The sequence below is a fragment of the Pseudophaeobacter sp. genome (assembly GCF_039971195.1).
Taxonomy (GTDB): Bacteria; Pseudomonadota; Alphaproteobacteria; order Rhodobacterales; family Rhodobacteraceae; genus Pseudophaeobacter.
The window spans coordinates 1-13,605 of record NZ_JBDWPJ010000099.1; the positions used below are offsets into that span (position 1 = coordinate 1).

Consider the following 13,605-nt stretch of genomic DNA (forward strand, 5'->3'; position numbering starts at 1 on the left):
TATTTGTATTGGGCCTGCTGCTGGGGCTTGCGGCCTCGGTACCGCTGGCAGAACGCAATGGCTTTGACAATTTCCACTATGTGCAGCGCCAGGCGATCTTTGGCATCACCGCCCTGATCGCGATGATCCTGACCTCGATGATGTCGCCGCAGTTGGTGCGCCGCCTGGCGGTACTTGGCTTCATCTGTGCCTTTGTGGCGCTGGCCCTGCTGCCGGTGCTGGGAACAGATTTTGGCAAGGGCGCGACGCGCTGGTATTCGCTTGGCTTTGCCTCGCTGCAGCCCTCGGAGTTTCTGAAACCCGGTTTTGTGGTGGTGGCGGCCTGGATGATCGCCTCGAGCCAGCAAATCAATGGCCCTCCGGGCACGTTGATTTCCTTTGGCATCTGCATGGCTGTGGTGATGATGCTGGTTCTGCAGCCCGATTTTGGCCAGGCCTGTTTGATCCTTTTTGGCTGGGGCGTGATGTATTTCGTCGCTGGTGCGCCGATGCTTTTGCTAGTCGGCATGGCAGGCGTGGTGGTTCTGGGCGGTGTTTTTGCCTATTCTAATTCCGAGCATTTTGCCCGCCGCATTGATGGATTCTTAAACCCGGATATCGATCCCACCACCCAGATGGGCTATGCCACCAATGCGATCCGTGAAGGTGGCTTGTTTGGGGTTGGTGTCGGCGAAGGTCAGGTGAAATGGTCGCTACCCGACGCCCATACCGATTTCATCGTGGCGGTTGCCGCCGAGGAATACGGGCTGATCCTAGTGCTGGTGCTGATCGGTCTCTATGCCATGGTGGTGGTGCGCTCGCTGTTGCGGCTGATGCGCGAACGCGATACTTTTATCCGTCTCGCAGGAACCGGTCTGGTCTGCATGTTTGGGGTGCAGGCAATGATCAACATGGGCGTGGCCGTGCGGCTTTTGCCAGCCAAGGGCATGACCCTGCCCTTTGTCAGCTACGGCGGGTCTTCGCTGATTGCTGGCGGGATTGCGCTGGGGATGCTCTTGTCTTTTACCCGCGCAAGGCCGCAGGGTGAGATCGCCGATTTCCTGCGTGGACGCGGGCGCGGCTGATCAGTAAGACCTCCAAAAGAGACGCCCCAAGGGTAGACCGGGCTGGTTCCTAGCAAAGAAACACGAGTGATATGACACAGAAACTGCTCTTGATGGCGGCCGGTGGCACCGGTGGACATATGTTTCCCGCCCAGGCCCTGGCCGAGGCGATGCTGCGCAAAGGCTGGCGGGTGAAGCTGTCAACGGATGCGCGCGGCGCGCGCTACACCGGCGGTTTTCCCCATTCAACCGAGATCTCCGAGGTTTCTTCAGCCACCTTTGCCCGCGGTGGTCTGCTGGCGAAAGCCATGGTCGCGCCCAAGATCGCTGGGGGCGTTTTGTCGATGGCGTTGCAGATGCGCCGCGACCGCCCGGATGCGGTGATCGGCTTTGGCGGCTATCCCTCGATCCCGGCCCTGGGGGCTGCTACCCTACTGAAGCTACCGCGGATGATCCACGAACAAAACGGCGTATTGGGCCGGGTTAACCAGCTCTTTGCCACGCGCGTTGCCGGGGTCGCCTGTGGCACCTGGCCAACAGATCTGCCAGAGACCGTGCCGCATGAACACGTCGGCAACCCGGTGCGGGGCGCGGTGTTGGAGCGTGCCGGCGCGGGCTATATTTCGCCGGGTGATTACCCGATGTCGATCCTGGTGATGGGCGGCAGTCAGGGCGCACGCATCCTGTCGGATGTGGTGCCTGCTGCGATTGCCGCCGTGCCCGAAAGTATCCGCAAGTTCCTGCGGATTTCGCATCAGGCGCGGGATGAGGACATGGCGCGAGTTACCGAGTTTTACGCGAGCCATGGGATTTCTGCCGATGTGCAGCCGTTTTTTCACGATGTACCGGCACGGATGTCCGAGGCGCAATTGGTGATCTCGCGGGCTGGGGCCTCTTCGGTGGCGGATATCAGCGTCATTGGACGCCCATCTATTTTGGTGCCCTATGCCGCCGCAACTGGCGATCATCAGACCGCCAATGCCCGTGGTCTGGTGGATGCGGGCGGCGCCATTCTGATCCCTGAAAGTGCCCTTGACGCCGCCGCGTTGAGCGCGCAAATCGAGGCCGTTTTGAGTAACCCAGAGGCGGCACAGAAAATGTCGCTTGCCGCATTGAGCGCCGGTGTTCCCGACGCCACCGAAAGATTGGTGGCGCTGGTCGAGCAACTGGCTGAGGAAGGATAAGTATGACCCCTGCAACCAAACTGCCCGGTGACGTCGGTCCCATTCATTTTGTCGGCATTGGTGGCATTGGCATGTCCGGCATTGCCGAGGTGCTGTTGAACCTGGGCTATGTGGTGCAGGGCTCTGATCTGAAAAGCTCAAAAATCACCCAGCGGCTGGAAAAGCTCGGCGCTCTGGTCTTTGTTGGGCAAAGGGCGGAAAATCTGGCTGAGGCCGAGGTGGTGGTAATCTCCTCCGCCATCAAACCAGGCAATCCCGAGCTGGACGAGGCCCGTCGTCGTGGCCTGCCGGTGGTGCGCCGGGCTGAAATGCTGGCAGAGCTGATGCGGCTCAAGTCCAATATCGCCATTGGCGGCACCCATGGCAAAACCACCACCACCACAATGATGGCCGAACTGATGGTGGCGGGAAAATTTGACCCTACCGTGGTCAATGGCGGCATCATCCACGCCTATGGCTCCAATGCGCGTATGGGGCAGGGCGAATGGATGGTGGTTGAGGCTGATGAGAGCGACGGGACGTTTAACCGCCTGCCAGCGACAATCGCCGTGGTCACCAATATCGACCCCGAACACATGGAGCATTGGGGCGATTTTGACACGCTTCGGGATGGCTTCCACGAGTTTGTCTCCAATATTCCGTTTTACGGCGTCGCGGTCTGTTGCACCGATCACGCCGAGGTGCAGGCCCTGGTTGGCCGCATCACCGACCGCCGGGTTGTCACCTATGGCTTTAATGCCCAGGCTGATGTGCGGGCAACCAACCTGACCTATAAGGCGGGCGTGGCGCATTTTGACATCCATTTGCAGGCTGAAGATCAGGTGATCAAAGGTTGCAGCCTGCCGATGCCCGGCGACCATAATGTCTCGAATGCCCTGTCTGCTGTGGCGGTGGCCCGGCATCTGGGCATGAACAGCGGTGAAATCCGTGAAGCCCTGGCCAATTTTGGCGGCGTCAACCGGCGTTTCACCAAGGTGGGTGAAGTCAATGGCGTGACCATCATTGACGACTACGGCCACCACCCGGTTGAAATTGCTGCGGTGCTGAAAGCCGCCCGCCAAGCCATCGCGGATACCCCTGGCGCACGGGTGATCGCAGTGCATCAGCCGCACCGCTATTCGCGCCTGTCGGACCTGTTCGAGGATTTCTGCGCCTGTTTCAACGAGGCGGATGTGGTTGCCATTGGCGAGGTCTTTGCCGCTGGCGAAAATCCCATTCCCGGTGCCAGCCGCGATGATCTGGTGGCAGGAATGATCCGCCATGGCCATCGTCACGCCCGCGCCCTGCTGGACGAAGACGATCTGGAACGTCTGGTGCGCGAGCAAGCCCGTCCGGGTGATATGGTGGTCTGCCTTGGGGCTGGTACCATCAGCGCTTGGGCCAACGGCCTGCCAGAACGGTTGAGCCAAAGCTAAACAACTCTGACCAGAAGGATCCTGGCCCATGACCCAGCACCTCAAGCGCCGCATTGGATTGGGTCTTTTGACCGCCTATGGCATTGGCGTCATGGTGGGGGCCGGGATCTATGTGCTGGTCGGGGCCGTGGCGGGTGAGGCCGGCGTTTTGGCGCCACTGTCCTTTTTGCTCGCTGGATTGGTCGCGGCGCCAACAGCGCTCTCCTATGGTGAGTTTTCCTCTCGTCTGCCCGAGGCTGCCGGTGAAGCGGCCTATGTGGGGCAGGGGTTTGCCTCGCAACGCCTGGCGGTGTTTGTCGGGCTGGCGATTGTTCTGGCCGGGACTGTTTCAGCTGGGGCGGTGCTGCGCGGCGGCGCTGGGTATTTCTCTGCCGCCACTGGCTTGAGCTCGCAAATTGCGATCCTTGCCATGGGGCTCGCCTTGATCCTGGTGGCCCTGGTGGGGGTGCTGGAAAGCTTTGCCCTGGTGGCGATTTTCACCTTGATCGAGGTGCTGGGCCTGGCCCTGGTGGTCTGGGCCGGGTTTTCCACCTCGGCCAGCGTTGATTGGATGGCTGCGCCGCCGCTGCTAGAGGGCCTGGGCTCCCCCGGTGTGGCCACGGGCATTGCCTTTGGGGCGGTGCTGGCCTTTTTTGCCTTCATCGGCTTTGAAGACATTGTGAACATGGCCGAAGAGGTGCGCGAGCCGACCCGCATTCTGCCCAAGGCCATTATCATCTCGCTTGCCGTTACCTCTGTTATCTATGCGCTGGTCTGTTGGGCCGCGGTGCGGGCGGTACCGCTGGAGAGCCTGTCGCAATCGCAAAGCCCGTTGGCGCTGGTCTGGCAGCAGGCCCAGGGCGGCAATGCGCGGTTCCTATCGGCGATTGCGGTCTTTGCGGCGCTAAACGGTGTGTTGGCGCAGATCGTCATGGCCTCGCGGGTGCTTTTTGGCTTGGGTGGTCGCACAACGGGCCTCGCGGCCTTTCGCCATGCCCATCCTAGGTTTGGCACCCCGGTGCGCGCCACCGTGCTGATAGGTCTGGCGGTACTGGGTGCGGCCTATTGGCTGCCAGTGGCCCAGCTGGCCGAGGTAACTTCAACCACGTTGCTTTCGGTTTTCGTTCTGGTGAACCTGGCGCTGATCCTGCAAAAACGCCGCCGACCAGAGGCACCGTTTCAGGTGCCCTTTGCGGTGCCTGTTGTGGGTCTGGTCCTGTCATTGCTGGCCTTGGCCATCGCACTGAAGGGCTGGATGTGAGCCTGATCGCGGGAATTCTATGGGTGCTGGCCACCACTGCAGTGGCCATGCTGCCCGTCGAGCGTCATTTTGTGCCGGGCCGCATCCTTTTGTTTCTGGCGCCGGTCCTGCTTATCTGGATGGGGATTGAAATGGGCTGGCTGGCTATTGCCTTTGGACTGTTTGCAGTTGCGTCGATGTATCGCCGCCCGATCAAATACTATTGGGCCAAGTGGCGCCAACCAAAGGAGGGGTCGCAATGACAGTCTCGCTGACGCTGGCCGCAGTCTGGGCCTTGGCCGCCAATTTTCTGGCCGTCCTGCCGAGCCGCGACAATCATTGGCGCCGCGCCTATGTTTTGATCGCCATTGGCATTCCGCTCTTGGGCTATGTAGCCTATGAGAACGGTCCCTGGTGGGGGCTTGGGGTACTTTGCGCCGGTATGAGCGTGCTGCGTTGGCCTGTGATCTATCTGGGGCGCTGGCTGCGCGGTTTGGGCGCTTCAGCTTTTGGAGATAAAGGGGACTAGTCATGTTTTGGCTTGGCTTGGCTTTGGTCGTCGGGGCATTGCTTGGACTGGCGGGAAAGGCTCGTTGGTTCCTTGCACTTTTTGCGGGGACAACCCTCCTTTTGGGCGGGGGGTGGCTTTACGTTTACTACGTCACGGTTCTTCCAAACTATGGAACTGGAGTGGGGGACGATGGCACCGGAATTGGATTTGCCTTTGTCAGTGCTTTCCTTTCTGTCGCTTGGGTTGCAACTTTGTTTGCCTTCTGCTTTGGCTTTTTGATCAATGCCTTTTTACGTTGGATGGACTGGCTCTGAATATGTCTGAACTTGAATTTCCCAATTTGCCATCGGTGCGTGGCAAACTGACCCCCAACCGTGCCCTGTCGGATCTCACCTGGCTGCGGGTGGGCGGCGAAGCCGACTATCTTTTCCAGCCTGCCGATGTGGACGATCTGCAGCACTTCCTGGCAGAACTTCCTTCCGAGGTGACGGTCTTTCCCATGGGGGTAGGCTCCAATCTGATTGTGCGCGATGGGGGCTTGCGGGCGGTTGTCATTCGTTTGGGTCGCGGCTTCAACACAATCGAGACAGAGGGTGATCTGGTCACCGCAGGAGCGGCGGCGCTGGATGCTCATGTGGCGCGTAGGGCGGCGGATGCCGGGCTTGATCTGACGTTCCTGCGCACCATTCCGGGATCAATTGGCGGCGCTGTGCGGATGAACGCGGGTTGCTATGGCTCATACCTGGCGGATCACTTTGTCTCTGCGAAAATTGTCACCCGCGATGGGACCCTGCGGGAGATCACGGCGGATGAGTTACAGTTTCAGTACCGGCAGACCGAGCTCCCCGAAGGCGCGGTGCTGATATCAGCCACATTGCGCGCCGCAGCGGGCGAGCCGGAAGCGCTGCATGCCCGCATGGCAGCGCAGCTACAAAAGCGGGATGAGACCCAGCCGACCAAGGACCGTTCCGCCGGATCGACTTTTCGCAACCCGGCTGGATTTTCCTCCACGGGCCGGGCTGATGATGTGCAGGATCTGAAGGCCTGGAAGGTGATTGACGATGCGGGCCTGCGCGGGGCGCGCATTGGCGGCGCACAGATGAGCGAAAAGCATTCCAACTTCATGATCAACACCGGTGGCGCAACTGCCGCAGATCTGGAAACTTTGGGCGAAGATGTCAGAAAAAAGGTTTACGCGGATTCCGGCATAACGCTAGAATGGGAAATCATGAGGGTCGGAGAACCCCTGTCAGAGCAGCAAGACTGACGTCAGAACAATCGCAAAGGCGCTACCTTTTCAAATCATTACGGATTTGTTTTGGGGGTTTTGACCGTTTTTGACGTGACAGCGGGCAGGCGCGATCTTAAGCATGGTAAAGCTGCTGTTAATGGGCCAGTAAGATTTACGGCGTTAAGATGGCACAGGGCCCTGTTTTGGGGTCGCGAGATTTCCCGGCAATGGCACAGGCAGCTGTTGGCGAGGCGCTGGATTCTGGATCCGGCAAAACACTGGGGTGCAGGCCCCAAACATCGGGCAACGACCCGGATACGATGTGGGCCAGTTTTCGGCTCCAATAACCAAGGGCAAAAGCCCGATAAATTTGAGGCGCTATCGTGGGTGAGTCGAGCAGAACACTCCCGAAAGTGGCGGTACTATTGGGCGGGCCCTCGGCAGAACGTGAGGTCTCTTTGTCCAGTGGGCGTGAATGCGCAGCCGCGCTACGGGGCGAAGGATATGAAGTGGTGGAGCTGGACGCTGGTCCGGATCTCTACGCACAGCTTACGACACTCAAACCAGATGTGGTTTTTAATGCCCTGCATGGCCGCTGGGGTGAAGACGGCTGCGTTCAGGGCCTGCTGGAATGGATGGCTCTGCCCTATACTCATTCTGGGGTATTGGCCTCTGCCCTAGCAATGGATAAGCAGCGCAGCAAGATGGTGTTTCAGGAGGCGGGCCTACCAGTGATGGAAAGCGGGCTGTTTCCCAAATCCAAGGTGATGGCTGAGCACGCAATGGTGCCGCCCTATGTTGTTAAGCCCAACAATGAAGGCTCCAGCGTTGGCATCTATCTGGTGCACGAGGCGGCCAATGGCCCGCCTGCGCTGTCTCCTGAGATGCCCGAGGAGGTACTGGTCGAGGCCTTCGCACCGGGCCGTGAGCTGAGCGTGTCGGTATTGGGAGATCGCGCCCTGGAAGTGACCGATATTCTGACCGATGGCTGGTACGACTATGATGCCAAATACAAACCCGGAGGGTCGCGCCACGTGATCCCGGCAGATTTGCCGGAAGATATTCGTGCGCTCTGTCTGGATTATGCGCTGCGGGCGCATCAGGCGCTTGGCTGTCGCGGGTTGAGCCGCACGGATATTCGCTGGGATGAAAGCAAGGGCGCAGCTGGCCTGATCTTGCTGGAGACCAACAATCAGCCCGGCATGACGCCGACCTCGCTGGCACCAGAGCAAGCCGCCCATTGTGGCATTCCCTTTGGCGCGCTCTGTGCGCAGCTGGTGGAGGATGCATCATGCGGGCGTTAAAAAAACGGATCTCTCGTGGCGACAGTATGGCCGATCCGGCACCGTCACGGCTGAAGTACCGCCTGCAACGCTGGATGCTCACTCCGGGCATTCGCTTTGGCCTCAAATTTGGTGTGCCGCTGTGTCTGTGCCTGGCGGCCACTGGCGCTTTTCTGGCCGATGTCGGGCGGCGTGATATGCTGCGCGACAGCGCCGCATCCCTTGTGGCGGCCATCGAAGAGCGCCCGGAATTCATGGTCAATGTCATGGCCATTGACGGTGCTGGGGACTCTGTGGCGCAGGATGTGCGCGAAGTGGTGCCGCTGCGCTTCCCGGTGAGCTCCTTTGATCTGGATCTGGCCCAGATCCGCATTCAGATTGAAGAGCTGGCCCCGGTGAAATCTGCAGATGTGCGTATTCGCCCAGGCGGTGTTTTGCAGGTCGATATCAAAGAGCGCACCCCCGCGCTGGTCTGGCGTAGCCACGAAGGTCTGGCCTTGTTGGACGAAAGCGGGGCCCATGTGGCTGAGCTGGGCCGCCGCGCCATGCATCCGGACCTGCCGCTGATCGCCGGGAAATCTGCAGATCTCATGGCCGAAGAGGCCCTGCAGTTAATCGCAACCGCGCGCCCTTTGGGGGAGCGGCTGCGCGGGCTGGTGCGGATCGGAGAGCGCCGTTGGGATCTGGTTCTGGATCGCGGCCAGCGCATCATGTTGCCCCGCGACAAGCCCATTCAGGCTCTGGAACGGGTGATCGTCGTGAGCGAAGTACAGGATCTGCTGGAGCGTGATGTCGCGGTGGTGGATATGCGGATTGCGGCACGGCCGACAGTTCGAATGACAAAAAACGCAGTGGAAAACTGGTGGCGCATCAGAGCGCTGAACGAGGGTGGATTCTAAGATGACGGATCTTTATCAGTCCCAGCGCGCCATGCGCCAAATGCGCCGTCAGGCGATGCAGCGCGGCGTGGTGGCCATTCTGGATATCGGCAGTTCGAAAATTGCTTGCCTGGTTCTTCGCTTTGATGGCACCAATCGGTTGAGCGAAGACAACTCGATCGGCTCGCTGGCAGGCCAGTCCGGGTTTCGGGTGATCGGTGCCGCCACCACCCGCTCGCGCGGGGTGCAATTTGGCGAAATCACCGCCATGCAGGAAACCGAACGCGCCATCCGCACCGCTGTACAGGCAGCGCAAAAGATGGCCGGTGTGCGGGTTGACCATGTGATCGCTAGTTTTTCTGGCGCCAATCCGCGTTCCTATGGCCTGGATGCCCGGTTGGAGCTGGAAGGCCAGGAGGTCTCGGAGACTGAAATTGCCCAGGTGCTTGCGGCCTGCGAGGTGCCGGAATATGGCGCTGGCCGTGAGGTGCTGCATGCGCAGCCAGTGAATTTTGCCCTCGACAATCGTTCTGGTCTGGAAGATCCGCGTGGCCAGCTGGGCCAGACACTGGCGGTGGATATGCATATGCTGACCGTTGACACAGGTACGGTGCAGAACCTGGTGCGTTGTATTCAGCGCTGCGATCTGGAACTCGCCGGAATTGCCTCTTCGGCCTATGCCTCTGGCTATGCGGCCCTGGTCGAAGACGAGCAAGAGCTGGGCGCGGCCTGTATCGACATGGGCGGTGGCTCCACCTCGATTTCGGTCTTTATGAAGAAACACATGATCTATGCCGATGCGGTGCGTATGGGCGGCGACCATATCACCAGCGATATTTCCATGGGGCTGGGTGTGCCGATGGCCAGTGCCGAACGCATCAAGACCTTTTGCGGCGGGGTGCATGCCACTGGTGCCGATGATCGTGACATGATCGATATTGGCGGCGACACCGGCGATTGGGAACATGATAGGCGTACTGTGAGCCGGGCGGAACTGATTGGCATTATGCGCCCCCGTGTCGAGGAAATCCTCGAAGAGGTGCGCACGCGGCTTGATGCCGCCGGATTCGAATACCTTCCCAGCCAGCAAATCGTTCTCACCGGCGGCTCCAGCCAAATTCTGGGTCTTGACGGTTTGGCGACACGTATCCTGGGCCAGCAGGTGCGGCTAGGCCGTCCTCTCCGGGTTCATGGCCTGCCACAATCGGCCACCGGGCCCGGTTTTGCCGCCGCTGTCGGGCTGAGCCTGTTTGCCGCGCATCCGCAGGATGAATGGTGGGATTTTGAAACCCCGGTGGACCGCTATCCAGCGCGTTCCATCAGCCGCGCAGTGCGTTGGTTCAGGGACAATTGGTAAGCCTTAGGGGGTGGGGGTAAAAAAATATCCCCAGCCTGTGGAAAACCTGTCGGGATCTGGGTGACAGACCCGCAAAAAAAGGCTAATATTATGCGAAGCGTCGTAGAAAGCGACGTAATAAGGCCGAGCAGTTGGCAACCAAGTCAGAAGAGTTTCAGTGTTCGGCGCTTTGCCGGATCCAATGTTCTGTTGTGTTGTGGTGGGCGTTTTCCACCAAATCTGCCGGGATAAGCGAAATTCTGCGGGTTTCCCCCGACGGTTGACCATATTTTGTGGTGTTTTTCGTTTTTTTGGATGACGAGACTCCGCCGTCGCGGTAGGGTTGAGGCTGAATTTACAGGAATAGCCCTTGCGGGAGGGCTGAGTAACAGGCGGAAAGAGCATGACATTGAACCTTTCGATGCCCGGGCAGGAAGAACTGGCCCCTAAGATCACCGTGTTCGGTGTCGGCGGTGCGGGTGGCAACGCGGTCAACAATATGATCGCAAAAGAGTTGGAGGGTGTCGATTTTGTCGTCGCCAATACGGATGCTCAAGCGCTGCAGCAGAACGCAGCCAAAAGCCGGATCCAGCTGGGTGTAAAAGTCACCGAAGGTCTGGGTGCTGGCGCGCGGCCCTCTGTGGGTTCTGCCTCGGCAGAAGAAAGCATTGAGCAAATTGTCGATCACCTGGCAGGCGCACATATGTGCTTCATTACTGCCGGTATGGGCGGCGGCACCGGAACCGGTGCGGCTCCAATCATTGCGCAGGCCGCACGTGAGCTGGGCGTTCTGACCGTTGGTGTTGTCACCAAGCCTTTCCAGTTTGAAGGCAACAAGCGGATGAAACAGGCCGAGGAGGGTGTCGAAGCCCTGCAAAAGGTCGTGGATACGCTGATCATTATTCCAAACCAGAACCTGTTCCGTCTGGCCAATGAAAAGACCACCTTCACCGAGGCTTTCTCGATGGCGGATGACGTGCTGTATCAGGGCGTCAAAGGTGTGACCGATCTGATGGTCCGTCCCGGGTTGATTAACCTTGACTTTGCCGATGTGCGCGCCGTGATGGACGAGATGGGCAAGGCGATGATGGGCACAGGCGAGGCCGAAGGCGAAGATCGCGCCGTTCAGGCGGCAGAAAAAGCCATTGCCAATCCGCTGCTGGATGAAATCAGCCTGCGCGGTGCCAAGGGTGTTCTCATCAACATCACCGGTGCGCATGACCTTACTCTGTTTGAACTGGACGAAGCCGCCAACCGCATTCGCGAAGAGGTGGACCCAGAGGCAAACATCATCGTGGGCTCCACGCTGGACACCGCAATGGAAGGCCAGATGCGCGTTTCCGTCGTGGCCACCGGTATCGACGCCACCGAAGTGATGACAGATATTCCAGTGCCACGCCGCCCGATGTCTGCGCCACTGAAAAAATCCGTCAGCAATGAACAGGCGCCTGCTGCTCCTTTGGAGTTGAACACGCCTGTCGAACAGCCTCAGGTGGCGGCTCCGGCGCAGCCAGAACCCTCGCTGTTTGAAGGGCTCGACCCGCAGCAGGTTGCTGCGCAGGAGCAGGCCGAAGATATCTTTGAAGAGATCGAAGAAGTCGGCCAGGATGGTCTGCCACAGCCTGCCTACCAGCCTCAGGTTCCGGCCTTCCAGCCGCAGGCCGAAGTTGCCGAAGCCCAGCCAGAGGCCAGCTTTGTTGCTCCTAAAGCTCCGGCACCTGGCACCCCTTCTGCCGATGCGATTGTGCGCCTTCAGGCCGCGGCCGCCCGTGCGCAGGGTCAGTCTGTTGGTCAGCCGCAGGCCGCACCTCAGCCGCAGATGCAGCAGCGCCCTGTCGCGGCCGCTCCTGCCGCAGAACAGGACGAGCAGCAGTCTGAACAGCGCCGGTTTGGCCTGAACTCGCTGATCCACCGGATGACAGGCAGTGCCACCGAAGGTCAGGCCGCAAAGCCGCAGGCCACGCGTCAGCAGCCACCCATGCAGCAGCCAGCTCAACAGCCGGTGCAGCAGCAATCCGCGGCGCCTCAGCCGCAGCCGGTGCAGCAACAGGACCCTGATGCTGAGCAGGATCGCATCGAGATTCCTGCATTCCTGCGTCGTCAAGCCAATTAACCTTTCACTAATCAAGATTAACGGGCCGCCTTAGGGCGGCCCTTTTTTGTTCAAATACAATGTATTGAACTGCATTAAGCAGTGTTTTGCCGATCTGTTACAGGGATGTTTCATTCCGTTACAAAGATTGAGTTGTGGCTTTTTTGTGAAATCCTTACCTGTCATCCCAACACGACGCATGACGTCGGACATGGTGATCAGGAGCACAAGGTGCAGAATACGCTAAAAGCATCGGTGACATTTGAAGGGGTTGGCCTGCATTCAGGTCAAACAGCGCGGCTGGTAATCATCCCGGCGCCCGCTGGACACGGCATCGTCTTCAAACGTACTGACATCGCTTTGGGCAACACCCTTGTACCTGCCATGTGGGATCACGTAGAGCGCACGGCACTTTGCACCCGTCTGGTCAATCGGGCCGGAGTTTCTGTCTCGACTGTTGAACATGTGATGGCGGCCCTGGCGGGCTGTGGTGTTCACAATGCACTGATCGAAATCGACGGACCCGAAGTGCCTATCCTGGACGGGTCTTCTGCCCAGTTTGTGCGTGGCATCATGGGGCGCGGCATTCAGCGTCTGGCGGCACCTGTTTCGGCGATCGAAGTTCTGAAGCCTGTGACCGTGACCAAGGATGGCGCCACGGCGACCCTGCTGCCCTGTGACCGCCTGATGATCGAATTCCACATCGACTTTGAAGAGCAGGCAATTGGCCGCCAAAGCCGGGTCCTGGATCTTCGCAACGGTGCCTTTGTGCGTGAACTCTGCGACAGCCGAACTTTCTGCCGCCGCTCTGATGTCGAAAACATGCAGGCCAATGGGCTGGCTTTGGGCGGTGTTCCCGGCGAAAACGCCATTGTTTTTGACGGTGTTCAGGTCGAAAGCGGCGAAGGTCTGCGTCATTCGGATGAACCCGTGCGTCACAAGATGCTGGACGCCCTGGGCGACCTGGCCCTGGCCGGTGGCCCATTGCTGGGCCGCTATGTTGGCGATCGTGCGGGTCATGCCCTGACCAACACCTTGCTGCGTGAACTCTTTGCCACACCGGGCGCAGCACGTCGTGTTGACTGTGATCTGGCCATGGCGGCACGCCTTCCAGGGCAGGGGCTGGTCTGGTCCGAAATTCCCAATACTAGCCGCCGCGTCGCCTAAGGCCGCGCTGTCAGGATTGGCGCTTGGGCTGTTCGCCCGGTGCTACGGGCAGACTGAGGTCTTTGGTCTTGGAGGTATTCCACCTACACCGTTATAGCCCCGTATTGGCGGGGCTTTTTTGTTTTTTGGATGGCGAAGCTTTGCCTCCGGCCTTGGTTCCAGGCGCGTCGGGCTTGACCATTCCAAACAATCTCTGCCAAGTGGGGGTGAAGTGGGTGAAAGGCGTTTTGTACGCCTGATGAATGT

General features: G+C 59.6%; 13 protein-coding genes. All 13 read left to right on the forward strand.

Going from position 1 to position 13,605, the window contains the following annotated elements; genetic code table 11:
- A partial coding sequence (locus tag ABJP42_RS08735; RefSeq protein ID WP_348339939.1) for a peptidoglycan glycosyltransferase FtsW occupies positions 1-1,064 on the forward strand: 1,064 nt, incomplete at its 5' end.
- Positions 1,065-1,135: 71 nt separating this feature from the next.
- Positions 1,136-2,227 carry a UDP-N-acetylglucosamine--N-acetylmuramyl-(pentapeptide) pyrophosphoryl-undecaprenol N-acetylglucosamine transferase gene (locus ABJP42_RS08740; RefSeq protein ID WP_348339940.1) on the forward strand — a complete coding sequence of 364 codons (1,092 nt, stop codon included), beginning with the start codon at positions 1,136-1,138 and terminating at the stop codon, positions 2,225-2,227.
- 2 nt (positions 2,228-2,229) lie between these two features.
- Positions 2,230-3,642 carry a UDP-N-acetylmuramate--L-alanine ligase gene (gene murC / locus ABJP42_RS08745; RefSeq protein WP_348339941.1) on the forward strand — a complete coding sequence of 471 codons (1,413 nt, stop codon included), beginning with the start codon at positions 2,230-2,232 and terminating at the stop codon, positions 3,640-3,642.
- A gap of 28 nt (positions 3,643-3,670) precedes the next feature.
- Positions 3,671-4,882, forward strand: coding sequence for an APC family permease (locus ABJP42_RS08750; RefSeq protein WP_348339942.1), 1,212 nt, complete (start codon positions 3,671-3,673; stop codon positions 4,880-4,882).
- Positions 4,879-5,124 (forward strand): DUF2484 family protein, encoded by a 246-nt coding sequence (locus ABJP42_RS08755; protein WP_348339943.1) that lies wholly within the window; start codon positions 4,879-4,881, stop codon positions 5,122-5,124. Before ABJP42_RS08750 ends, ABJP42_RS08755 begins: the two co-directional genes overlap by 4 nt.
- Positions 5,121-5,390 (forward strand): DUF2484 family protein, encoded by a 270-nt coding sequence (locus ABJP42_RS08760; RefSeq protein WP_348339944.1) that lies wholly within the window; start codon positions 5,121-5,123, stop codon positions 5,388-5,390. Before ABJP42_RS08755 ends, ABJP42_RS08760 begins: the two co-directional genes overlap by 4 nt.
- Positions 5,391-5,392: 2 nt before the next feature.
- Positions 5,393-5,686 (forward strand): hypothetical protein, encoded by a 294-nt coding sequence (locus ABJP42_RS08765; protein ID WP_348339945.1) that lies wholly within the window; start codon positions 5,393-5,395, stop codon positions 5,684-5,686.
- Positions 5,687-5,688: 2 nt separating this feature from the next.
- Positions 5,689-6,639: a UDP-N-acetylmuramate dehydrogenase gene (murB, locus tag ABJP42_RS08770; protein WP_348339946.1), complete on the forward strand. Its 951-nt coding sequence runs from the start codon at positions 5,689-5,691 to the stop codon at positions 6,637-6,639.
- A 347-nt stretch (positions 6,640-6,986) separates the two neighbouring features.
- Positions 6,987-7,907 (forward strand): D-alanine--D-alanine ligase, encoded by a 921-nt coding sequence (locus ABJP42_RS08775; RefSeq protein ID WP_348339947.1) that lies wholly within the window; start codon positions 6,987-6,989, stop codon positions 7,905-7,907.
- Positions 7,895-8,785, forward strand: coding sequence for a cell division protein FtsQ/DivIB (locus tag ABJP42_RS08780; protein WP_348339948.1), 891 nt, complete (start codon positions 7,895-7,897; stop codon positions 8,783-8,785). Before ABJP42_RS08775 ends, ABJP42_RS08780 begins: the two co-directional genes overlap by 13 nt.
- Position 8,786: 1 nt before the next feature.
- Complete coding sequence (ftsA, locus tag ABJP42_RS08785; RefSeq protein WP_348339949.1) at positions 8,787-10,121, forward strand: cell division protein FtsA; 1,335 nt, start codon at positions 8,787-8,789, stop codon at positions 10,119-10,121.
- 382 nt (positions 10,122-10,503) lie between these two features.
- Positions 10,504-12,213, forward strand: coding sequence for a cell division protein FtsZ (gene ftsZ, locus ABJP42_RS08790; protein ID WP_348339950.1), 1,710 nt, complete (start codon positions 10,504-10,506; stop codon positions 12,211-12,213).
- Positions 12,214-12,423: 210 nt separating this feature from the next.
- On the forward strand, positions 12,424-13,359 hold the full coding sequence (lpxC, locus tag ABJP42_RS08795) for a UDP-3-O-acyl-N-acetylglucosamine deacetylase (RefSeq protein WP_348339951.1): 936 nt from the start codon (positions 12,424-12,426) through the stop codon (positions 13,357-13,359).
- Positions 13,360-13,605: the final 246 nt, after the last annotated feature.